This window comes from Vibrio jasicida CAIM 1864 = LMG 25398 (assembly GCF_000400365.1).
In the GTDB taxonomy this organism is placed as follows: Bacteria; Pseudomonadota; Gammaproteobacteria; order Enterobacterales; family Vibrionaceae; genus Vibrio; species Vibrio jasicida.
In genome coordinates this window covers 38,145-62,146 of the sequence record NZ_BAOG01000056.1, presented here as the reverse complement: position 1 = coordinate 62,146, position 24,002 = coordinate 38,145, and the positions used below count along the sequence as shown (strand labels likewise).

General features: G+C 47.1%; 18 protein-coding genes. 12 read left to right on the top strand and 6 right to left on the bottom strand.

Features of this window, described 5'->3' with window-relative positions; translation table 11 throughout:
* Positions 1 to 116 precede the first annotated feature (116 nt).
* From VJL_RS16990 to tldD, 8 genes are all read left to right on the top strand, one after another.
* Positions 117 to 1,160, top strand: a complete 1,044-nt coding sequence (locus VJL_RS16990) for a rod shape-determining protein (protein WP_005381144.1) — start codon at positions 117 to 119, stop codon at positions 1,158 to 1,160.
* A gap of 148 nt (positions 1,161 to 1,308) precedes the next feature.
* Positions 1,309 to 2,199, top strand: a complete 891-nt coding sequence (mreC, locus tag VJL_RS16985) for a rod shape-determining protein MreC (RefSeq protein WP_038864553.1) — start codon at positions 1,309 to 1,311, stop codon at positions 2,197 to 2,199.
* Positions 2,189 to 2,677, top strand: coding sequence for a rod shape-determining protein MreD (gene mreD / locus VJL_RS16980; protein ID WP_038864551.1), 489 nt, complete (start codon positions 2,189 to 2,191; stop codon positions 2,675 to 2,677). The genes mreC and mreD overlap by 11 nt, the downstream gene beginning before the upstream one ends.
* Before the next feature lie 4 nt (positions 2,678 to 2,681).
* Entirely contained in the window at positions 2,682 to 3,251 is a 570-nt protein-coding gene (locus VJL_RS16975) for a Maf family protein (protein ID WP_038879709.1), read from the top strand.
* Positions 3,252 to 3,269: 18 nt separating this feature from the next.
* Positions 3,270 to 4,739 (top strand): ribonuclease G, encoded by a 1,470-nt coding sequence (rng, locus tag VJL_RS16970; RefSeq protein ID WP_038879706.1) that lies wholly within the window; start codon positions 3,270 to 3,272, stop codon positions 4,737 to 4,739.
* An 11-nt stretch (positions 4,740 to 4,750) separates the two neighbouring features.
* Positions 4,751 to 8,629, top strand: coding sequence for a YhdP family protein (locus tag VJL_RS16965; protein ID WP_038879705.1), 3,879 nt, complete (start codon positions 4,751 to 4,753; stop codon positions 8,627 to 8,629).
* 39 nt (positions 8,630 to 8,668) lie between these two features.
* Complete coding sequence (locus VJL_RS16960; protein ID WP_038864543.1) at positions 8,669 to 9,490, top strand: carbon-nitrogen hydrolase family protein; 822 nt, start codon at positions 8,669 to 8,671, stop codon at positions 9,488 to 9,490.
* Between the two features lie 11 nt (positions 9,491 to 9,501).
* Positions 9,502 to 10,947 carry a metalloprotease TldD gene (gene tldD / locus VJL_RS16955; RefSeq protein ID WP_005438159.1) on the top strand — a complete coding sequence of 482 codons (1,446 nt, stop codon included), beginning with the start codon at positions 9,502 to 9,504 and terminating at the stop codon, positions 10,945 to 10,947.
* A gap of 70 nt (positions 10,948 to 11,017) precedes the next feature.
* Here the strand turns inward: tldD and VJL_RS16950 are convergent, their stop codons facing one another.
* Complete coding sequence (locus VJL_RS16950) at positions 11,018 to 12,394, bottom strand: PhoH family protein (RefSeq protein ID WP_038879704.1); 1,377 nt, start codon at positions 12,392 to 12,394, stop codon at positions 11,018 to 11,020.
* Positions 12,395 to 12,930: 536 nt separating this feature from the next.
* Between VJL_RS16950 and rapA the strand changes: the two genes are divergently transcribed.
* Positions 12,931 to 15,840: an RNA polymerase-associated protein RapA gene (rapA, locus tag VJL_RS16945; RefSeq protein ID WP_038864536.1), complete on the top strand. Its 2,910-nt coding sequence runs from the start codon at positions 12,931 to 12,933 to the stop codon at positions 15,838 to 15,840.
* Between the two features lie 96 nt (positions 15,841 to 15,936).
* On the opposite strand, the gene VJL_RS16940 is transcribed toward rapA, so the two are convergent.
* On the bottom strand, positions 15,937 to 17,202 hold the full coding sequence (locus VJL_RS16940) for an NRAMP family divalent metal transporter (protein WP_038864533.1): 1,266 nt from the start codon (positions 17,200 to 17,202) through the stop codon (positions 15,937 to 15,939).
* Between the two features lie 240 nt (positions 17,203 to 17,442).
* Between VJL_RS16940 and rluA the strand changes: the two genes are divergently transcribed.
* Both rluA and VJL_RS16930 read left to right on the top strand, forming a co-directional pair.
* On the top strand, positions 17,443 to 18,195 hold the full coding sequence (gene rluA, locus VJL_RS16935; RefSeq protein WP_038879703.1) for a bifunctional tRNA pseudouridine(32) synthase/23S rRNA pseudouridine(746) synthase RluA: 753 nt from the start codon (positions 17,443 to 17,445) through the stop codon (positions 18,193 to 18,195).
* A 32-nt stretch (positions 18,196 to 18,227) separates the two neighbouring features.
* Positions 18,228 to 19,190: a D-2-hydroxyacid dehydrogenase gene (locus tag VJL_RS16930; protein ID WP_038879701.1), complete on the top strand. Its 963-nt coding sequence runs from the start codon at positions 18,228 to 18,230 to the stop codon at positions 19,188 to 19,190.
* A gap of 65 nt (positions 19,191 to 19,255) precedes the next feature.
* Here the strand turns inward: VJL_RS16930 and yjgA are convergent, their stop codons facing one another.
* A complete protein-coding gene (yjgA, locus tag VJL_RS16925; protein ID WP_038864526.1) occupies positions 19,256 to 19,783 on the bottom strand; it encodes a ribosome biogenesis factor YjgA in 528 nt (175 codons plus the stop codon).
* A gap of 110 nt (positions 19,784 to 19,893) precedes the next feature.
* Here yjgA and pmbA point away from each other — a divergent pair, with 110 nt between their 5' ends.
* Positions 19,894 to 21,237 carry a metalloprotease PmbA gene (gene pmbA, locus VJL_RS16920; protein ID WP_038864524.1) on the top strand — a complete coding sequence of 448 codons (1,344 nt, stop codon included), beginning with the start codon at positions 19,894 to 19,896 and terminating at the stop codon, positions 21,235 to 21,237.
* A gap of 89 nt (positions 21,238 to 21,326) precedes the next feature.
* On the opposite strand, the gene mgtE is transcribed toward pmbA, so the two are convergent.
* From mgtE to rapZ, 3 genes are all read right to left on the bottom strand, one after another.
* A complete protein-coding gene (mgtE, locus tag VJL_RS16915; RefSeq protein ID WP_038864521.1) occupies positions 21,327 to 22,682 on the bottom strand; it encodes a magnesium transporter in 1,356 nt (451 codons plus the stop codon).
* Positions 22,683 to 22,848: 166 nt separating this feature from the next.
* Positions 22,849 to 23,124, bottom strand: coding sequence for an HPr family phosphocarrier protein (locus tag VJL_RS16910; protein WP_038879700.1), 276 nt, complete (start codon positions 23,122 to 23,124; stop codon positions 22,849 to 22,851).
* Between the two features lie 2 nt (positions 23,125 to 23,126).
* Entirely contained in the window at positions 23,127 to 23,990 is an 864-nt protein-coding gene (rapZ, locus tag VJL_RS16905) for an RNase adapter RapZ (RefSeq protein ID WP_038864517.1), read from the bottom strand.
* Between the last annotated feature and the right edge of the window lie 12 nt (positions 23,991 to 24,002).

Here is a 24,002-nt window from a genome sequence, read left to right as displayed (position 1 = left end):
AGAAATTGAGGCTTTCTGCTCATGTTTGTGTACCAATGCCTTGCTGTGACAGCGAGGCATTGGTACATTTAGGACAATTTTTGTCTTCTAAAATTTTTGCAGGATGAGCGAAGAATATGTTTAAAAAACTTCGTGGCATGTTTTCTAACGACCTATCTATCGATTTAGGTACTGCCAACACTCTAATTTACGTAAAAGGACAGGGCATCGTTCTAGATGAACCTTCTGTAGTTGCTATTCGTCAAGATCGTGTAGGTTCTGCAAAAAGCGTTGCTGCTGTAGGCCATGCGGCAAAACAGATGCTTGGTCGTACGCCAGGTAACATCTCAGCTATTCGTCCAATGAAAGACGGCGTTATCGCTGACTTCTACGTAACAGAAAAAATGCTTCAGCACTTCATCAAGCAAGTGCATGACAACAGCATTCTAAAACCAAGCCCACGTGTACTCGTATGTGTGCCTTGTGGTTCGACTCAAGTTGAGCGCCGTGCGATTCGTGAATCTGCACTCGGTGCTGGCGCGCGTGAAGTTTACCTAATTGACGAGCCAATGGCGGCGGCAATTGGTGCTGGCCTACGTGTTTCTGAGCCAACAGGCTCAATGGTGGTCGATATTGGTGGTGGTACAACAGAAGTTGCCGTTATCTCACTAAACGGTGTGGTTTACTCTTCTTCTGTACGTATCGGTGGTGACCGCTTTGATGAAGCTGTGATCAACTATGTGCGTCGTAACTACGGTAGTTTGATCGGTGAAGCAACGGCTGAAAAGATCAAGCACGAAATCGGTTCGGCTTACCCAGGTGATGAAGTTCAAGAGATCGAAGTTCGTGGTCGCAACCTTGCAGAAGGTGTGCCACGCAGCTTTAGCCTGAACTCAAACGAGATCCTAGAAGCGCTTCAAGAGCCGCTATCAGGCATCGTATCAGCAGTGATGGTTGCACTAGAACAGTGCCCACCTGAACTGGCGTCTGATATCTCTGAGAACGGTATGGTTCTGACAGGTGGTGGTGCACTACTGAAAGATCTAGATCGTCTACTAATGGAAGAAACTGGTATTCCAGTTGTTATCGCTGAAGACCCACTAACGTGTGTGGCTCGTGGCGGTGGTAAAGCACTAGAAATGATCGACATGCATGGTGGCGATCTCTTCTCTGAAGAATAAAGTGTGTGGTGAAGCTCAACATGAGCTTCACCTTCATTTCTGCTCTCTGTAATTTCAATCTGCTCCATACCTAGAATCGTCTCAAGTCGAATTCTCAGGTTGCCAAGTAAGGCTCTATATTCATGGTAGCAATCAGGTTAAAAACAAGATGAAACCGATTTTTGGCAGAGGACCATCTCTGCAATTGCGTCTGTTTTTTGCTGTCATCGTGTCGGCGAGCTTAATGCTGGCTGATAACCGTCTAGATACGTTTTCCAACGTCCGATACCTATTGAACAGTATGGTTGCGCCTATTCAGTACGCGGCCAATATGCCTCGTAGCATGTTTGATGGAATGTTCGAGCGTTTTAATACCCGTCAGGCATTGATTGAAGGCAATCGCAATTTGAAGCGAGAAGTGCTTCGCCTGAAGAGCGAGCTTATCTTGCTCGATCAATACAAAGAAGAAAACCAACGCTTACGTAAACTGCTTGGCTCTTCATTCGTCCGTGACGAGAAGAAAGTTGTAACAGAGGTCATGGCTGTTGATACATCGCCATACCGCCACCAAGTGGTGATCGATAAAGGTCGTATTGATGGTGTTTACGTCGGTCAGCCTGTTATCAATGAGAAAGGTATTGTTGGTCAGGTGACGTTTGTTGCAGCGCACAACGCACGTGTTCTTCTCCTCACCGATGCGAAAAACGCAATTCCAGTCCAAGTGATTCGTAACGATATTCGAGTCATTGCATCAGGTAATGGTGAGGTTGATGAGATCCAATTGGAGCACATCCCAACCAGTACCGATATTCAAGTGGGTGATCTGCTGGTGACATCGGGTCTTGGTGGTATTTATCCAGAAGGCTACCCTGTCGCAACTGTTACGAATGTCGATCACGATACTCGCCAAGAGTTCGCATCAATCAAAGCGGAACCTGTGGTTGAGTTTGATCGTCTGCGCTACTTGCTATTGATTTGGCCGAATGAAGACCGCCAACACAAAGTACTGCAGTCGAATGTAGAAGAAGGTTCAGAACAAGAGGTAACCGATGGCCAATAGTGTATTTAGAAGCCGAATGGTCATCGGCGTTAGCTTCTTCGTCGCGCTAGTCCTGCAAACCATTCCGTGGCCAGGTGTTTTGGATCTACTGCGTCCATCATGGCTGTTCCTCGTTACCTGTTACTGGGTGCTGGCATTGCCACACCGTGTCAATGTTGGTACCGCTCTGGTTTTAGGTTTGCTTTGGGATATTTTGATTGGTTCGACGCTTGGGATCCGAGGGATGATGATGTCGATCATTATCTACCTAGTGGCGCTCAATTTCTTGGTAATCCGTAACATGGCATTGTGGCAACAATCTATTTTGATTGCCTTTTTTACCGTGCTACTGGAACTTCTCATCTTCTGTGGGGAATATTTGAACCAGGACGTAGTATTTAATCCATTATCTCTGTGGACTGCGGCAATAAACTGTATACTTTGGCCATGGATGTTTTTACTGATGCGACGCGTCCGTCGCGCATGGCACGTAAGGTAACGTTGTGAAAAAGGGCTTATCCCTCGTTCTCGCATCGGGTTCTCCGAGAAGAAAAGAGCTGCTTGCTCAGTTAGGTTATGATTTTGATATTGTGCTTCCTGATATAGAGGAAGCCAAACAAGATCACGAGCAAGCACAAGACTACGTTTTGCGACTCTCTCTGGAAAAAGCTCAAGCAGGCTTAGCGATGGCTAAGCCTGATTCCGTTATATTGGGCTCTGATACCGTAGTGGTATGCGATAACCAAGTACTAGAAAAACCAAAAAGTTTTGAAGATTCAAAACGTATGCTCAGTAATTTATCGGGTCGTCAGCATCAAGTGATGACCGCTGTGAGCGTCGTATCATCAGAACAACAACACTCAGTGGTCGTTATCACTGACGTGTGGTTCAAACCACTGACTCATGAAGAAATAGAACGATACTGGCAGTCAAGTGAACCATGCGATAAAGCTGGAAGTTATGGTATTCAAGGACTCGGAGGGCGTTTCGTCACCCGAATCGAAGGCAGTTATCACGCCGTAGTAGGCTTACCTTTGTTCGAAACCGATCAGCTAATTCAAGAATTTTTATAATTGTTTTGAGGTGTGCACATGAGTGCAGAATTGCTGCTAAACGTGACCCCGAGTGAAACTCGCGTGGCCATGATTGAAGGTGGAGTACTACAAGAAGTTCATATAGAACGAGAATCACGCCGTGGCATTGTTGGCAATATTTACAAAGGCAAAGTAAGCCGTGTATTGCCAGGCATGCAAGCGGCGTTTGTCGATATTGGTCTGGATAAAGCGGCATTTTTGCACGCGTCAGACATCGTTCCTCACACGGAATGTGTCGCAGAGAACGAAAAACAACAATTCCAAGTACGTGATATTTCTGAGTTGGTTCGCCAAGGCCAGGATATTGTTGTGCAAGTGGTGAAAGATCCACTTGGTACCAAAGGCGCACGTCTGACAACAGACATCACTCTTCCTTCTCGTTACCTTGTCTTTATGCCGGGAGCGAGCCACGTTGGTGTGTCTCAGCGTATTGAAAGTGAAATAGAGCGTGAGCGTTTGAAGAAAGTGGTTAATCACTACTGTGATGAGCATGGTGGCTTCATCATTCGTACTGCCGCAGAAGGTGCAGACGAAAAAGAGCTTTCTCAAGATGCGGCATTTTTGAAGCGTTTATGGCAGAAAGTCATGGAGCGTCGTTCTAAGTACAAAACCCGTTCTACCTTGTACGGTGAGCTAGGTTTAGCGCAACGCATCTTGCGTGATTTTGTTGGCACCGAGCTTGACAAAATCATGGTCGACTCTCGCCTTGAATACGAGAACTTGAAAGAGTTTACGTCTGAATATGTGCCAGAGTTGACTGATAAGCTTGAGCTGTATGAAGGTGATAAGCCAATCTTCGATATGTACGACACAGAGAACGAAATCCAACGCTCTCTGGAACGCAAAGTTGAGCTTAAATCTGGCGGCTACCTGATCATCGATCAAACCGAAGCTATGACTACTGTCGACATCAATACTGGCGCGTTTGTTGGTCGTCGCAATCTAGAAGAAACCATCTTCAATACGAACGTTGAAGCGACACAAGCAATCGCACGTCAACTTCGTCTGCGCAATCTTGGTGGTATCATCATTATCGACTTTATCGATATGGCATCGGATGAACACCGTAAGCGTGTACTTACCTCTTTAGAAGGTGCTCTGTCAAAAGACCGTGTGAAAACTAACATCAATGGCTTTACTCAGCTAGGGTTAGTAGAGATGACGCGTAAGCGTACGCGTGAAAGTATTGAACATATCTTGTGTTCCAGCTGTCCTACTTGTGAAGGTCGTGGCAGCGTGAAGACTGTCGAAACCGTGTGTTACGAGATTCTGCGTGAAATCACCCGAGTGAACCGCGCTTATGATGCGGACAACTTTGTTGTGTACGCATCACCATTTGTCGCGGAAACGCTGTTGGGCGATGAGTCCCATGCGCTCGCTGAACTCGAAGTATTTATTGGTAAGCAAGTTCGTATTCAAGCTGAACACCTGTACATTCAGGAGCAGTTTGACGTCGTGATGATGTAATTGGAAAATTTGTGAATTCTGGTTTTAACCGTTTCGGGCGCTTCTGCGCGTGGAGCTTGGTTACTCTGTTGGTTCTTTTAGCCATACTAGTAACTACCCTGCGCGTAGCATTGCCACAACTTAACCACTTCCAAGATGAGATCAAAACCTGGGTCAAGCAAGGCACAGGTTTTGACTTTTCTATCACCAGCGTTGCTGGTTCTTGGCGTAATAGCCACCCCTCGATTTCGTTGCAAGGTTTAGAGGCGAATTTGCCGAATAACCAAGACGCACGTTTTGCCGTTGATGAAATTCATATCGAATTTGATTTGATCCAATCGATTTTCAAGTTTCGACCTGTGGTCGCAGATTTGACAATCGACGACTTGGCTTTAGATATTCGTACCGTCGATCTTCTGTCCAAATCAGAAGGCAAAGAACCGCAAGCGAATGCCAGTAAAAATGAAAGCAAATTAATCGACCAACTCGATTCATTGCTGTTACGTCAATTTGAAGATTTTACCATTACGGACTCGCGCATTTGGTACAAATCGGTCTCTGGCGAAACGCGCCGCTTAGACATAGAGCAGCTTCGTTGGAGTAACGATGGCAAACACCATTTAGCAGAAGGAACCGTAAGCATTGCGGATGCGAGTTTGAATGCTTTGTTAGTGCGTGCCAACTTCAAAGATCATGGTTCACTACGCGATGTTTCAGGTGAATTCTATGTGAGTGCACAAGACCTTTCTGTCACACCTTGGTTAACCACTTACATGCGTGATGAATCAGGTGTGGAATCGGGCAAGGTGAGCCTGAATACATGGCTCACTCTAAAACACAGTCAGCCGAATTATGCCTATGTTGAATTGCAGCCATCTGAGCTGGTTTGGAATGAAAATGGCCGTCATGACTTATTGCTTGAATCAGGCATTTTTAAGCTTTCCCCAGACAAAGATGGTTGGAAAGTAAATGGTCACTCACTGCAAATCCGCACTGATGACAGACCATGGCCAGAGTTAGACGTCGCGTTTGATTGGCAGCCGGATGGTTGGTTACTTAATCTGTCTCAACTTGATATTGAAGCATTGACGCCATTAATCAAGTTAGCGCCAGAGTCGGAATCCACGAGTGAATTGCTTAATAAACTCGCACCCAAAGGACGAGTGGAAGACATTCGTCTTTCAATGAGCGGTGGGCTTGATACCCTGCGCTACTCTGCCGAGCTAGACCAATTAGGCTTAACCCAATGGGAGTTATTGCCGGGCTTTAACCACGTGCAAGGTACTGTAGCTGGGGACTTAAATCAGGCGAAAGCCAACGTTACCGTGATTGATGATGTTTTCCCATACGGTGATGTTTTCCAAGCGCCACTGAATATCAAACAAGGTCAGGTGGACATTATTTGGCAGCAAGACGAGAGCGGTTGGCGTTTGTGGTCAGATAAAGTGACTGCAGCGACACCTGACTTACAGGTACTTGGCGCGTTCCGTCTTGATTTCCCGAAAGATCAAAGCCCATTCCTATCGTTTTATGCCGAAGCTGACCTCTACAACGCGGGTGAAACTTGGCGTTATCTGCCAACTCTTGCGCTTGGGCAAGACCTGACCGACTACCTATCTACCGCAATTCAAGGTGGTAAGGTCAATACTGCAAAACTGCTTTGGTATGGTGAGCTTGGTGATTTCCCATACAAAGAACACAACGGTATGTTCCAAGCTTGGGTTGGATTGAAGAATGCGAAATTCAGTTTTGACACGGCGTGGCCAACCATCACCAATCTACAGTTAGATTTGCTGTTCGAAAACGATGCCATGTATTTGGACTCGAAGTCTGCGACGTTAAATGGTGTCAAAGCTAAGCGAATTACAGGACGTATTCCTGAGCTTGCTGAAGGCGGTCACATCGAAATCGAAGCCAAGGCTAGTGCGCCGGGCAATGAAGTTCGTGATTACATGATGGCAACCCCTCTCGTCGATTCAGTTGGTGCGGCTTTGACGGCATTGCAAGTGAGTGGTCCTGTTTATTCAGAGTTCCAACTCAATATCCCATTTGACTCCGAGAAAGACGCGCGTGCTTGGGGTTACGCCGATCTTAAAAACAACCGTGTTGATATTGATGCGCCGCCGATGACGTTAGAAAACGCGACGGGCCGTATCAAGTTTGATAACGACGTTGTGACCACTTCTGGCTTGTCGGCCGAACTGTTGAAACAGCCTATTTCACTTGATTTTCGTGGTGAGAATGCCGAACAAGGCTACAACGTGACTATCAACACCTTAGGTGATTGGGAAGTCGGCCCACTTAAGCCTTATCTTGGTGAGCGCTGGTTGAGCCTCGTTTCTGGTCATGCGCCTTGGCAAATGGACATCGACTTGCAACTCAATGACGTAGGCTTTACGTATCAGGTAGACGTTTTGGCGCAGCTTAGTCAGCTTGTGAGTGATTATCCTTACCCGTTAGCGAAAAAGCGCGGCGAAAAAGGACAAGCTAAACTACAAGCATCGGGCAACCAAGAGAGTATCTCTGCTCGTTTAGAAATACCAAATGCGAAATACCAAACTGAAATTGATATTTCAGGAGATGTGCCGGAATTGACGGCAACGCACCTGGTTTTAGGTAATGGTGGTTTTAAAATTAGCCCAGTCGTTGGACACAATGCTTCGATTCGTTTGGATGGCCTGAGCTTAGATCGTTGGGCTGATCTCATGCATGTGCCGCAAAGCAAAACCCAATCTGTACTATCGAGCATGAAGACGCCAACCATTCCACTGCCGACGCGCATTAACATGGATGTGCAGAACTTAGAGCTTGGTGGAATTGAGTTCCATGATGTGGATTTGAATGCACGTAAAAAGAACTCGAGTTGGCAATTAGAAGTAGACAGCCAAGAGGTGAAGGGCAAAGCAAATTACCTCAAACCTTCTGACTTATCTGTCTCTTTAGATCATTTGCATTTGTATATTCCTGGCTTTGATGAGATGACCAAAGAACGCAGTTCTCTGTTTGCCAGTGAAGACCAAGCCGCGCCGCTCATCTCAAACTTTGACCGCAAGTTCCATACAGAGATGCCAAACTTAACCTTGAGCATTGATGATTTTTGGTTGCAAGGTTACAAGGTCGGTAAGGTAAATGTGGACGTCGAGCGCGCTAACAACCGCCTCGAATGGAAAAATGTTAACTTCAGTAGTGGTCAAAACCGTGTCGACATAAGCGGATGGTGGGAACTGACGAAAGAGCGAAGTCATTCAAACCTGACCATGAAAGTGAAGGGTGAAAACAACAGTGACTTGATGGAGCGATTTGGGATTACTTCCGGTATCCAACAAGCGCCGTTTGAAATTAATGCCAACCTAGATTGGGATGGCGCACCTTGGTCGATGAAGACACAAAGCTTGCAAGGTGATGTGTCTACTGAGTTTGGTAAAGGTGTGATCACTGAAGTCAGTGGTGCAGCGCGATTGCTGGGGCTTTTTAGTCTCGATTCTATCATTCGTAAGATGCAGCTCGACTTTACTGACGTATTCGATAAAGGGATGGCATTCAACTCAATCACGGGGACAGGCAAGATCCAAGATGGCGTGTTTATCACCAACGATATTGTGATGGATGCATTAGCTGGAGAGATGAAGATTCGCGGTATTGCTGACATGAACACACGCTTGGTAGATGCGGAAGTGAACTTCACACCAGACATCACTTCGGGTATTCCAATGCTGACCGCCTTTGCAGTAGCACCTCAAACCGCGCTGTACGTACTGGCGATTTCGACCGTTATCTCTCCTGTGGTGGAAGTCTTCACGCAGGTAAATTACGAAGTGAAAGGTCCTCTGGATTCACCTACCGTAAAAGAGATTTCACGAAGCAAAGGTGAATACAAGTTGCCAGAAAAACTGCGTGAGCAAGCGAAGTAATTGCGCGGTCAGTCTTCTGACGAACAAGGAATTGAATACATGGAACGTGTTGGCATCATTCAAATGACATCGGGTCCAGATATCGAGGAGAATCTGGACTTCATTGCCAAGCAATGTGCATTGGCAGCTGAGCAAGGTGTGAAGCTGGTTGTGACACCAGAAAACGCTACGCAGTTTGCCAACCGAGAGGCTTATCACCAGAACGCAGAAACTTTGGGTGACGGTCCTATTCAGCGGTGTTTATCTGAGATCGCACAACGCAATCAATTAACTCTAATAGTCGGCAGTATGCCGATTCGCACTGAACAAGGTGTGACTACCACGACATTGGTTTTCTCACCGCAAGGCGAGTGCATTGCTCATTACGATAAGCTGCATATGTTTGACGTGGATGTCGCCGATGGGCATGGCAGCTATCGTGAGTCGGATACCTTTAGTGCAGGTAATCGTATCGTGACGGCAGAGACCAATATTGGTACGGTAGGCTTAAGTATTTGCTACGACGTACGCTTTCCTGAATTGTTTAAAGCGCTACGCTTAGCAGGAGCACAAGTTATTGTTGTGCCCGCTGCGTTTACCGCGGTGACGGGGCAAGCGCATTGGGAAGTACTACTTCGAGCGCGTGCGATTGAAACCCAATGTTGGATTCTAGCCTGCGGACAAACGGGGACACATCCATGTGGTCGCCAAACTTGGGGGCATTCTATGGTGATTGACCCTTGGGGAGGCGTTCACCAACAATTGAATGACCAAGTAGGACTGCTGGTGGCAGAGATAGATTTGTCACACAACCAGCAAGTAAGGCAGAATATGCCGCTGACTCAACACAGTCGCTTTCAAAATGAATTGAAACGGAAATAAAAGAGCTAACTATGAGCATAAACCAAATAGAACAGGCACTCCTTGCCCCAAACGGTCTGACAGAGCAAGACATCGCTGACACACTAGCGAGCATTGCGACGCGCCAGATCGATTATGCGGACATTTACTTTCAGTCCAGCTGGCACGAGTCTCTGGTTCTAGAAGACAGCATCATTAAAGATGGCTCTTTCAATATTGACTGTGGTGTCGGTGTACGAGCAGTCACAGGCGAGAAAACCGGTTTCGCCTATTCAGACCAAATTCAACTAGACGGTTTGAAGCAAAGTGCGATTGCCGCGCGTGGTATTGCGCAGCAAGGCCAAAATGGCAAAGTGCACGCATTCAAACGTTCTGATAACCAAGCTTACTACGATGCGGTAAATCCACTGGCAAGCTGGGAAAAGCAACAAAAAACCGAACTGCTATTGTCTTTAGATGCGTACATTCGTACCAAAGAGCCAATGATCAAAGAAGTATCGATCAGCATCAGTGGTGTGCATGAGCAAATGTTGGTTGCTGCAACCGACGGTACTTACGCTGGTGACATTCGCCCGCTTGTTCGTCTTTCAATCAGTGTTCTTGCTGAAAAAGGCGATCGCCGCGAACGCGGTAGCGCTGGTGGCGGTGGTCGTTTCGGTTACGACTTTTTCCTATCTGAAACAAACGGCGTGAAACAAGCATTCCAATTCGCTGATGAAGCGATTCGTATGGCGCTAGTGAATCTAGAAGCAGAAGCGGCACCTGCAGGCATGATGCCTGTGGTACTTGGCTCTGGCTGGCCGGGCGTATTGCTGCATGAAGCGGTAGGTCACGGTTTGGAAGGTGACTTCAACCGCAAAGAGTCATCAGTGTTCTCTGGCAAGATGGGTGAGCAAGTGACGTCTCCACTTTGTACTATCGTGGATGATGGCACGCTAAAAGACCTACGCGGCTCATTGAACGTCGATGATGAAGGTGTGAACGGTCAATACAACACGCTTATCGAAAATGGCGTTCTAAAAGGCTACATGCAAGACAAGCTAAACGCACGCCTAATGGGTGTAAACCCAACAGGTAACGGTCGCCGTGAGTCTTATGCGCATCTACCAATGCCACGTATGACTAACACTTACATGCTACCGGGTGAGCACACACCAGAAGAGATCATCTCTACGGTGAAGAAAGGTCTGTACGCACCAAACTTCGGTGGCGGTCAGGTGGACATCACTTCTGGTAAGTTCGTATTCTCAGCATCAGAAGCGTACTTGATTGAAGATGGCAAAATCACTCGTCCAGTGAAAGGCGCAACGCTGATTGGCTCTGGCATTGAAGCGATGCAGCAAGTTTCTATGGTTGGTAACGACCTAAGCATCGACAGAGGTGTTGGCGTGTGTGGCAAGGCGGGTCAAAGCGTACCGGTTGGCGTTGGTCAGCCTACATTGAAGCTCGATTCCATCACCGTTGGTGGTACTGAATAAACTTCATCTGAAGCAGAATTAAAAAGAGCGCTCATTGAGCGCTCTTTTGGTTTTAGGGGGAGAGTGTTCGTTATAGGTTTTCTTCAGCAAATTCTGCTAAGCGACTTCGCACCACACCATTTAGGTGGATATTGGCGCTGCCTTCAAAGTTCTTGAAACGTTCAACCATATACGTCAAACCAGACGTCACTGGGGTTAGGTAGTGAGAGTCAATCTGTGCCAAGTTACCGGAACACACAATCTTAGTGCCTTCACCACAACGGGTGATGATGGTTTTGATTTGTGAAGCGGTTAAGTTCTGACACTCATCGAGCAGGACAAAGGCGTTCTGGATAGAGCGGCCACGCATAAAGTTAATCGACTTAAACTGAATGTTGGCTTTATCACAGATGTACTTCATCGAGCCTTCGGTGCAATGGTCGTTCTTGTGCAGCGCTTCCAAGGTATCGGTCACCGCTGCTAACCAAGGCATCATTTTCTCTTCTTCCGATCCCGGTAAGAAACCAATCGACTCCCCAATGTCTGGCGTGTTCCGTGTTACGATGATCTTATCGAACATGCCTTTTTCAATGGTTTGTTCCAATGCCGCTGCCATTGCGAGCAGTGTCTTACCACTACCGGCGGCACCGGTCAGAATCACCAAGTCAATATCTGGATCGAGCAGGGCATCCATCGCCATGCCTTGATAGATATTTTTCGGTGTTATGTCCCAAGCGCGGCGATGCATCATGCGCTCACGGCTGAGGTCGAGCAAGGTGAGCTTATCCTCATTGATGGTTTCTACTCGACCTACAAAATCACTCTCTTCATCAATCACGTATTGATTAATAAAGGTCGGATCGAACGGTTCGCGGCTGAGTTTATGGAACGTTTTTCCACCCAGCGCGTAGCTTTCCACCTCATCCACACCACTCCAAAATTCGCCTTCACGTTGTTGAAAGCCTTTGGTGAGGTATTGGATATCATCAATCAGCTGATCCGTACGATAGTCTTCAACGAAACGTACGCCAGCACCTTTGGCTCGCAAACGCATGTTGATGTCTTTGGTTACGAGCACAACTTCGCGTGGTGCGCGTTTGTTTTGCAGATAAAGCACCGCATTGAGTATGCGGTTATCACCGGCTTTGTCGGCGAAGGCTTTGACGGTTTCCTGCAATTCGAAGTCCGCCAAAATAGAGATGGTGCCTTGGCTTGGGTTGTCTTTAGAAACGGGAATGCCTTCTGAGATTTCATCTGGCGTGGCTTCTCTAAATAAATCCTCCAAAGCGCGAATCGCAACGCGTGCATCTCGTGCAACATCACGTTTGCTGTCTTTGATTCGATCGAGTTCTTCCAACACAGTCATAGGGATGACGACATCGTGTTCTTGGAAAGAGAAGATGGCGAAGGGTTCATGAAGAAGAATGTTGGTATCGAGTACAAATAGTTTCCGATCGGTATCGCCCATAGCGTCTCCTTGCCGCAGCGCGGCTTTGCTGGCTAGTAGTTAAGAAGGAACAGACTTCCTAACTCTGATTGCTTGCAATAGAGGTTGTCGGGCAATGTCGGTTAGTGCGCAACCGAGTAGCAAGACAACTTACTGCAAACCCGTGTTGATCCTAATCGTGTACTTAATGCGCTCAAATCATGCACGATGACTCTAAGCGCCCCTCAGTAGAAGTATACGTAATATTTACTTCTTACAACTTAATAATTGTCATGAGTTTTTTACAATTTGATTGCATTCCTAATTCAGGAAAAAAAGTTTGCCCTCTGGGCGGTTTCGACGTGACCTAAATCACAGCTTCAAGTAAGATTAGCGACCTTTTTCTGCGTATAGGCTACGTCCGATTTATCATGTTCAGCTGGCTTAAAAATGCACAGCACAAAGTGGCATGACAAGCACGATTGGCATAGCAGAAGCCAGAATCAGATCTAAACTAATATCCATGCCCATCGGGATGGGTAGAGACCAACAAGAAACAACAACGAGGTAGTCAATTCATGACATTTGCTTTGGGGCAGCGCTGGATTAGCGATACGGAAAGCGATTTAGGTTTAGGTACCGTAGTGGCAATGGATGCTCGTACTGTGACATTGATGTTTGCAGCATCAGAGGAAAACCGAGTTTACGCACGTAACGATGCACCAGTTACCCGAGTAACGTTCAACGTCGGTGATGTCATCGATTGCCAAGAAGGTTGGTCATTAAAAGTTGAAGAAGTACTGGAAGATGAAGGTTTATACACCTATTTCGGTACTCGTGAAGACACGCAAGAAACGGCGATCGTGTTGCGTGAAATCTTCCTAAGCAACCACATTCGTTTTAACAAACCGCAAGACAAGTTGTACGCAGGTCAAATCGACCGCATGGACAACTTTGTACTTCGCTACCGTGCGCTACAAAACCAATTTGAACAACACAAGAGCCCAATGCGTGGTCTGTGTGGCATGCGTGCAGGTTTGATTCCTCACCAGCTGTACATTGCACACGAAGTCGGTCGCCGTCACGCGCCTCGCGTATTGCTAGCGGATGAAGTGGGTCTTGGTAAAACCATCGAAGCGGGCATGATCATCCACCAGCAAGTACTGGCGGGTCGTGCCGAGCGTATTCTTATCGTGGTACCAGAGACACTGCAACACCAGTGGCTCGTTGAGATGATGCGTCGTTTCAACCTGCACTTCTCTATCTTCGATGAAGAGCGCTGTATTGAAGCTTTTGCAGAAGCAGAAAACCCATTTGATACGCAGCAATACGTACTGTGTTCACTGGATTTCCTACGTAAGAGCCGTAAGCGTTTTGAACAAGCGCTAGAAGGTGAGTGGGATCTATTGGTTGTCGATGAGGCGCACCATCTAGAGTGGAGCCAAGACAAACCAAGCCGCGAATACCAAGTGGTAGAAGGCTTGGCAGAACGCACAGCGGGTGTGTTACTGCTTACCGCAACGCCAGAGCAGCTAGGTCGTGAGAGCCACTTCGCTCGTCTACGTCTTCTAGATCCAGATCGTTTCTACGATTATGAAGCGTTTGTTGAAGAAGAAGAGCAATACGCACCTGTTGCGGATGCTATCACGTCGCTATTCTCTGGTGAGAAACTGCCAGACGAAGCGAAAAACCAAATTACAGAACTGCTTTCTGAGCAGGACGTTGAGCCGCTATTCCGTATTATCGAAAGCGACAGTGATGAAGAAGCGAAAGCGTCAGCACGCCAAGAACTGATCGACAACCTGATGGACCGTCACGGTACAGGTCGAGTGCTGTTCCGTAACACACGTGCTGCAATCAAAGGTTTCCCGAAGCGTAACGTGCATCTCATGCCAATGGATATTCCGCAGCAGTACACCACATCAATGCGTGTATCAGGCATGATCGGTGGCAAGATGACACCAGAAGCGCGCGCGGTGAAGAACCTTTACCCAGAAGAAATCTTCCAAGAATTTGAAGGCGAAGATTCAAGTTGGTGGCAGTTCGACTCACGTGTGAACTGGTTACTTGAAAAAGTAAAAGAGAAGCGCAGCGATAAAGTATTGGTTATTGCTTCTCGTGCAAGCACTGCGTTGCAACTTGAGCAAGCATTGCGTGAGCGTGAAGGTATTCGTGCAACCGTATTCCACGAAGGCATGTCGATTCTTGAGCGTGATAAAGCAGCGGCTTACTTCGCACAAGAAGAGGGTGGCGCGCAGGTTCTTATCTGTAGCGAAATCGGCTCAGAAGGTCGTAACTTCCAGTTTGCTAACCAGCTTGTGATGTTCGATTTGCCATTCAACCCAGACTTGTTAGAGCAACGTATTGGCCGTCTGGACCGTATCGGTCAGAAGCGTGATATCGACATCCACGTACCTTACCTAAAAGGTACTTCACAAGCGATCCTTGCGCGTTGGTTCGATGAAGGTCTGAACGCGTTTGCTGAAACGTGTCCAACAGGTCGCGCGGTTTACGATAAGTACTCTGATGCACTGATTGAAATGCTGGCATCTGGTGATGTTTCAAGCCTTGATGAAGTGATTGAAGAATCAGCGAAGATGAACAAAGAGCTGAAATCACAACTTGAGCAAGGTCGTGACCGCCTGCTAGAAATGCACTCAAACGGCGGCGACAAAGCGCAGCAAATCGTTGAGAAAATCGCATCGACGGATGGCGATACAAACCTAGTGACATTCGCGTTGTCTCTGTTCGATACCATCGGTCTGAACCAAGACGACAAGGGTGAAAACGCACTTATTGTAACTCCATCTGAGCACATGATGGTGCCAAGCTACCCAGGTTTGCCATACGAAGGCGCGACAATCACGTTTGACCGCGATACCGCGCTGTCTCGCGAAGACATGCACTTCATCAGTTGGGAACACCCAATGATTCAAGGCGGTATCGATCTGCTGATGAGCGAAGGTGTGGGTACGTCAGCGGTTTCTTTGCTGAAGAACAAAGCGCTACCAGTGGGCACTATCTTGCTTGAGTTGGTTTACGCGGTGGATGCGCAAGCACCAAAACGCAGCGGTATTACGCGTTTCCTACCGAAGACGCCAATCCGCATGATGATGGACGGTCGTGGTAATGATCTGTCTTCTCAGGTTGAGTTTGAAGGTTTCAACCGTCAGCTTAGCCCAGTAAACCGTCACCTAGGCAGCAAGCTAGTGACATCAGTACAGAAAGACATCCACAGCCTCATCGAAGCGGGTGACGCATTGGTTGAGCAGAAAGTGGAAGAGATTCGCAAGCAAGCACAGCAAGACATGCAACAAAGCTTGAATGCAGAGCTCGAGCGCCTACAAGCACTGAAAGCGGTTAACCCGAACATCCGTGACGAAGAAATTGAAGCGATTGAAGAACAAATCAAAGAGCTAACAGGTTATATCAACCAAGCTCAGGTTCAGCTAGATTCGCTACGTTTAATTGTCGTCAGCCACAACTAATCAGCGTCCATACAAACGAAAAAAGGTCTTCAATTGAAGACCTTTTTCTTTATCTGAGCTTTTATCTCATAAGCTCAGTTGATTGCTCACAGCTGATTACATCAACCACTTCCACCAAATGAATAGCGCTAAGAAGCCGAATAAGTAAATCAAACCAGCAATCGACAACCACTTCAATTTACGACCCAGCGCCAATGGCTTAGGCAAGTCGGTTTTACTCACTAGAATATAGTTTAAAAGCGCGAAGAATGGCGTCGTCATAAACGCCAATACCATGGCAAAGTTCAACATCGGTAATAGTGCTGAAGCCCAGAAAACAACGATACCTAAAGCACATAGAGAAACAATAAGCATGATGGCCGACGTCGCTTTTGGATCGGTTTCTGGTTGTGAACGCAGTAACCGTTGAGAGTCTGAAATCACACGCGAGTAGCCGTCAATTACCGTAATGGTGCTGCCGAAGATACAAAAGAACGCAATCACAGCAATCAGGTAACGTGACCATTCACCAATGGTTGAGGCGTACAAGCCAACAAGCTGATGGGAGAAGCCTACGCCGGAGCTCTTAAGCTCAATACCTGAACCGTGCAGCATCAACGCACCTAGTGATACAAACACCAAAGCCAATACCGCAGTACCAATGTAGCCGACGTTGAAATCAAACAGGGCAGATTTTGCCGTAACTTCTTGTTGGCTAGTTTGGCGCTTTAGCCACGCAGACGTTAAACAAGATATCTCGATTGGAGCAGGCATCCAGCCCATGGTCACAACGATAAAGCCGATGGCAGCAATTGACCACGGAGAAGGGGATTCAAAGTTCGCAACAGGCTCTACAGGGTTTCCAAACGCTATCGCAACCGCAAGTAGCGTCGCTATCGTTAGGACCGTCATAATGACTTTTGAAAGTGTATCCAGTGCTTTGTAGTGGCCGGCGAATAAAATCACTAAACATGTCACCAAAACAATGACACTGAGTGATGCCATCGACAAAGAAAATGGAATGAAATAGCCCAACAAGCTCGCGCTGAACATCAACAGTGCTGCTGTGTTGATGACCGCAGAAACGGAACTGAGGAATAAGAACAACCACAAGTATGGGCGACCAAGTTTGGCATAGCCTTCAACCAACGTTTTACCAGTGCCCATGGTGTACTGCACGCCTGCTCGGAAGAATGGGTATTTAAAAAGGTTTACCAGCAGGATGAGCGCCGCAAGTTGCCAGCCGTAGATAGCCCCAGCTTTGGTGGATGCAACAAGGTGAGAACCACCGACGGCGGCAGAGGCCATGAGAATACCAGGGCCAAGAGAGCGGAAGAATTGCGAGACTTTGGATTGGGGTTGATCGGATACTGCGGATTCCATTTATTATTGTCCTTTTTGTGTCAACTAGTGCTTATAAATAACATTACCGCTCAGCTTGTCAATTTATATTTACGAAGTGATTTTTTTAATTTTTTTCTTCGTTATTGACTTGGTTGCTTTTGTTATTTCTAAAAGTTATATCGATGGTAAAAAGAGGCAGGGTTTAAGCGATTTTTCTGCATGCATCTTTGCATCTCTTGGGTATAATCAGCGCGTTTTTATTCTGTAGAGATCCTGCCCATGGCAATGCTTGAGTACAATCCACCAACCGACCCTTGGATTGATGTCGTTTTTGAAGATGAGCAAATTTTGGCGGTAAACAAGCCATCTGGTTTGCTTTCTGTGCCGGGGCGTCTTGCTGAGCACTATGACAGCATGTGGAGTCGCTTAACCGAGCAATATCCAGACATTCAAGTCGTGCATCGTTTAGATATGTGCACTTCTGGCTTAATGGTTCTTGCTAAAAACAAGCGTGCAGAAAGTGCGTTAAAAAAACAGTTTCAATACCGATTGACGCATAAAATCTACTACGCACGTGTTTGGGGCCATATTGAACAAGAAGAGGGCGAGATCGATCTGCCTTTGATTTGTGATTGGCCGAATCGTCCTCTGCAGAAAGTATGCTTTGAAGATGGCAAACCCTCTAGGACGATCTTCCAAGTAGCGAAGCGAGAAGAACACCCTGATGGTTCAAAGACGACGATTGTGCGTTTATTGCCGATTACAGGCCGCTCACACCAATTGCGTGTTCATATGCAAGCGTTAGGTCACCCAATTGTGGGTGATGAGTTTTACGCAACAGAAGAAGCAAAAGCCTTCTCTGAACGTCTAGAGTTGCACGCCGCAGAGCTGAGCTTTTATCACCCGAAAACCGATTGGTTGCGCAGTATTTTTGTTCCTTGTGATTTTTACCTAGAAGCGGAAGAGATGATCTTTGACTATTTCAACCCAGCGCGTAAATTACCAGATTACAAAACACTGCCACGTCCATAAATTCATCTTTAGGCAGTGAACAAGGAGTTGTTATGTCACTGCCTAAAGTGGTCTTCCTCGACCGAGCGACCATCCCAGCCCAAATTCAAATACCTCGTCCAAGCTTTGCCCATGATTGGGTGGAATACGATCTGACTTCTTCTGAGCAAGTTGTTGAGCGTCTTGCTGATGCGGATATCGTGATCAGCAACAAGGTGGTGCTCGACCACTCTGTTCTCATTCAACTTCCTCACCTCAAGATGATTGCCGTCGCGGCAACGGGCTTTAATAACGTCGATGTAAACTATTGCGCCGAGCACAACATCGCGGTTACCAACGTGCGTGGCTATGCGACCCGCTCTGTGCCAGAACACGTTATCGCGATGCTGTTTGCTTTGCGTCGTAACTTGTTTGGTTATCACCAAGATATCGCTGCTGGCGAATGGCAGCGCAACAAGCAGTTCTGTTTCTTTACGCATCCGATTGGAGATGTTGCAGGCAGCACCTTAGGTGTGCTTGGCAGCGGCGCATTAGGTCAAGCAACGGCACAATTGGCAAAAGCATTGGGTATGAATGTGTTGTTTGCAGAACGTAAAGGTGTAACAGAGTGCCGAGAAGGCTATGTTTCTTTTACCGAGATGTTGGATCAAGCGGACGCCATCACGCTACATTGTCCATTGAATGATGAGACACATAATTTGATTGGTGAAGCGGAACTTAAGCAGATGAAGCCAACGTCTATTTTGATTAATACCGGACGTGGCGGCTTGGTGGATGAGCAAGCTTTGGTCGATGGGTTAAAGCAAGGTGAGATTGCTGGGGCTGGGTTCGATGTCTTTACCCAAGAACCCGCTGATGAAAGCAACCCGTTGATTGCGAATATGTATTTGCCTAACTTGCTACTAACGCCGCATGTTGCGTGGGGAAGTGATTCTTCGATACAGCGTTTAGCTGAGATTTTAATTGAGAATATTAACGCGTTTGATCGTGGTGAGAACCTCAATCGTCTAGCGTAATACTAGAAAATAGGCATAAAAAAAGCAGACACAAAGGTCTGCTTTTTGCGTTCTTAAGCATTGAATTAGATTTCTTCTTCGTTCAAGGCTTTTAGAATTTGGAAAATTTCACGGTAAGATTTTGCTGGTTTACCGGCCTTCTTCTCTTTCGCTGCTTGGCGAGCAAGTTGGCGTAGACGTTGACGGTCTGCTTCTGGATAAAGCTCCATAACGTCATCAATTGCTTTGTCGCCCTCTTCGACTACACGATCACGCAGCGCTTCAAGCTTGTGTAGTGCCGCTGTTGCTTGCGAGTGTTTGTTGCGAACTTTGTCTAGTGCCGCTTGGATTGGCTCTGGATCTTCGTAACGCATTAACTTACCGATACGTTGCAGTTGACGACGGCGTGCTTCGTTTTTAAAGCGCTGCGCATCAGCAATTGCTTCGCGTAGGTCTTCGCTCAATGGAAACTTTTCGAGAGCTGCTGGCTTAAGGCCGACAAGCTCTTCGCCAAGCTTTTGCAGCTCTTCCATGTCGCGCTTCATCTCGGATTTACTTACCCAGATGATCTCTTCTTCTGGTTCCCATGGCGCTTTTTGATTCTTACGTGCCATTTCAGTTGCCTGTGTTTTGATTAATATTATGACTATTTTAACAAGAATCGTGGGGAGAAAGCGAAATTCTTGTTATTCTATTGTACATCGAATACATGATGTGAAAGACAATGGATATTAAACAGCAGGTTGCTGAGCAACGTACCGAGCTAGAACAAGCCGTTTCACGTGCACTAGAAATCGCTGCGGCGAAGTCTGATGCCGCTGAAGTCGCAATTACCAAGAGCACGGGTTTGAGTGTTTCCACTCGCATGGGTGACGTGGAAAACGTTGAATTCAACAGCGACGGCGCACTGGGTATTACCGTTTACCGTGGCCAACGTAAAGGCAGTGCTTCCACATCCGATTTGAGCGAAGCGGCTATCGAGCAAACGGTGTTAGCAGCATTAGACATCGCTCAATACACATCAGAAGATCCATTCGCGGGCCCAGCTCCGAAAGAATATATGGTGAAAGAGGTGCCTGATTTAGACCTTTTCCACCCAGACGCACCCGATCCAGATTACGCAGCACAAGTTGCGATTGCCGCTGAAAAAGAAGCACTTAACTACAGCGATGCGATTAAGCAAAGCGATGGTGCGAGCTATGACAGTCATTACGGCGTCAAAGTGTACGGTAACAGCCATGGCTTGTTGGCAAGCTACGCGTCAAGTCGCCACAGCACCAGCTGTTGTGTGATTGGTGTAGGCAAAAATGGTGAGATGGAGCGTGACTACAGCTACACCGTTGCTCGCCATCGTGACGACCTTTGGGCTCCTGAAGTGGTTGGCCGCAGTGCCGCAGAAAAAACCATAAGTCGCTTAGACGCTCAAAAGCTGAAAACGGGTAAGTACCCAGTCATGTTTGCTGCGGACGTAGCGACAGGTTTGATTGGCCACCTAGTGATGGCAATCAGCGGTGGTAACCTGTACCGTAAATCCTCTTTCTTACTTGATCACCTCGGCAAGCAAGTACTTCCAGAATGGTTCAATATTTCAGAGCGTCCACATGTCTTACGTGGCCTAGCTTCTAGTCCATTTGATAGTGAAGGTGTGTACACGCAAGATCGTGAAATCATCACCGATGGTGTACTCGCGACTTACCTGCTAACGAGTTATGCGGCTCGTAAAATGAAAATGGACCCAACTGGCCATGCTGGTGGTATCCACAACTGGTACGTGAAGTCGACGGGACAAAGTTTCGAGCAAATGCTGAAAGAACTTGGCACAGGTTTACTGGTAACTGAAACCATGGGCCAAGGCGTGAACGTCGTGACAGGTGATTACTCTCGTGGTGCTGCTGGCTTCTGGGTAGAAAATGGTGAAATCCAATACCCAGTATCAGAAATTACCATTGCGGGTAACCTAAAAGACATGTTCAACCAAATTGTTGCTGTGGGTAGCGATGTGGAAACGCGTTCTCAAATCCAAACCGGCTCTATCTTGCTTGATACCATGAAGGTGGCGGGCGAATAATATCACCCCGCTAACCGCTAGATGCAAAAAAGCCTGATGTACTCATCAGGCTTTTTTATTGCTTGTTCATGGCAGTTTATGACATGAGATTAAATCAGCAGGGTCGCGAGGCCTAAGAAGACTGACAAACCAATCACGTCAGTGACCGTAGTCAGTGCCATACCGCCAGCCAAGGCTGGGTCGATGTTCATTTTCTTGAGTAGAATAGGGATGGTTACGCCGGCAACACCTGCTACAAAAAGGTTGGTCAACATGGCCGCAGAGATGATACCGCCAAGCATCCAGTTTCCTTTCCAAGCAACCACGATACCGCCGATGATCAGTGCCCACATGATGCCGTTAAGTAAGCCGATAGCGGCTTCTTTCAGCAATAGTTCTCGTTTGTTTGAATCACCAATATGACCAAGTGCTAAACCGCGGATCACCAGAGCGACCGTTTGGTTACCCGCAACGCCACCCATCGATGGAACAATGGTCATCAAGACGGCGATAGCCGCCATTTGCTCTAGTGTTGCTTCAAACATGTTGGATACTGAGGCCGCCGCTAGCGCTGCAAGTACGTTGGCACCGAGCCAAATACTGCGCTTACGAGCGGATTTTACGACAGGTGCGAAGGTATCTTCATCGTCATCCATACCCGCCATACTCATCATTGAGTGTTCGGCATCTTCACGGATAACATCGACCACGTCATCGATGGTGATACGACCAACCAGATGTTGGTTTTCATCAACCACAGGTGCTGATACCCAGTTACGACGTTCAAATAGACTAGCAACATCAGAGTCACTGGTATCTACGGTAATTGCATCGTCGGCATCTTCCATCACAGCACTGACTTTGACATCAGGTTGAGTGGTAATCAGTGTGGTAATCGGCAGTTCACCAATCAGCTTACTATCATCATCAATGACGTATAACGCATCGGTTGCTTCTGGTAGTTCGCCTTTCATGCGTAAGTAGCGCAGGACAACGTCCACATCCACATCACCACGAATGGTGATTACGTCGGTGTTCATCAATCCGCCAGCGGTATCCTCAGGGTAGGATAGCGCCGTTTCGACTCGTTGACGGTCAGCGGTGTCCATCTGGGATAGAACTTCACGTGAGACGTCGTCAGGCAAGCTACGCAGTACGTAAGCCACATCATCAGTGTCCATGCCTTCCGTCGCTTCTGCAAGCGCTTCTGGGGCCATTTTGGACACGAGACTGTCTTTGACGTCTTCGTTTAGCTCGTCAAGAATCTCACCGTAGTCTTCTGGGTCAGTCAGTTGCCAGAGTACTTCACGACTTTTACGTGGAGAGGCTTCTAAAAGGTGGGCGATATCCTCAGGTTCCATGTCCTGCAATTGGCGACGAACATGGACAAAGCGGCCGTTTTCCAGCGCTTCTGTGACTTCTTGGAGGGCTTGGTGAGCTTGGTCGAATTCTATTTGCTCTGCCATTCATTCCCCCTAATTCCTGATATTTACAATGCTTTGAATAATAACTTAATTCTAGGCACCTTTTAATAACAACTTATGAAAGTCGACAAAATTATTTATCGGAATTTAAGTAGGAAGGGGAAGCGATGTGGAATATTTGGGTGTTAAAAATAAAAAAGCGAGTGAATCACTCGCCTTCATCAAACTTATCTTCAATCAAATGACAAACCGCATCAAGGGCTTGCTCTGATTGATCGCCAGTGGCGTGGATCGTCACGTATTGCCCTTGGGCGGACTCAAGCATTAATAGCCCCATAACGCTATCAGCGGTCGCGGTTTTATCTTCTTCGTTGTCGATCGTAATGATCGCATCGTAGCTTTGTGCCAGTTCGACCAGTTTTACCGCAGCGCGAGCGTGAAGCCCTAAGCGGTTTTGGATCAATACCTTACGACTTAATTCCACCCTTATTCCTTAACGTTTTTTTCCAATGAAGTGTGGCGAATTTGTACCTGATGGCCTTTGTCAGCGAAGAACTCACCAATTTTTTGCGTGAGATACACTGAGCGATGTTTACCACCAGTACAACCAATCGCGACAGTTAAGTAACTGCGATTGTTTTTTTCTAGCAGAGGCAGCCAAGTCTCGATAAAACTTTCAATTTGATACTTAAGATCGAGTACAGATTGATGTTGCTCTAGGAAGGCTCCAATCGGGGCATCTAGACCTGTAAGAGGGCGCAATGCTGGTTCCCAATGCGGGTTTGGCAAGAAGCGCACATCAAACACGTAATCGGCATCAGAGGGTAGTCCATATTTGAAACCGAAGGATTCGAATACCATCACCAGATCTTTTCGATCTCGCCCTTCAACGCGCATACGTACGGTTTCGCTCAAGTCATGCAGGGATTGACCACTGCTGTTGAGCACTAAGTCCGCGTGTGCTTTTAAGGGCATCAGTATCTCGTGTTCTAACTCAATGGCTTGATCAAGAGATAAGGATTGAGCGCCAAGCGACAGCGGATGGATCCGCCTGGTTTCGCTGTAGCGTTTGAGTAAGGTCTCTTTGTTCGCATCTAAGAACAGCACCGTTACGTCTAACTCAGTTTTGAGTTTTTCGAGAGTGGTGTTCAGCTCTTTGAGTTTCTTTGGGATATTTCGAATATCGATACTTACGGCAACGTTCTGTTTACTGTCGGATACCGACTTTACAAACGCATCAAGCAAGTTAACTGGTAGGTTGTCTACGCAGTAATACCCTAAGTCCTCAAGTACGCGCAGGGCAACACTCTTCCCGGCACCGGAGTGCCCGCTAACAACAATTAATCGCATGGTGATCGCCTC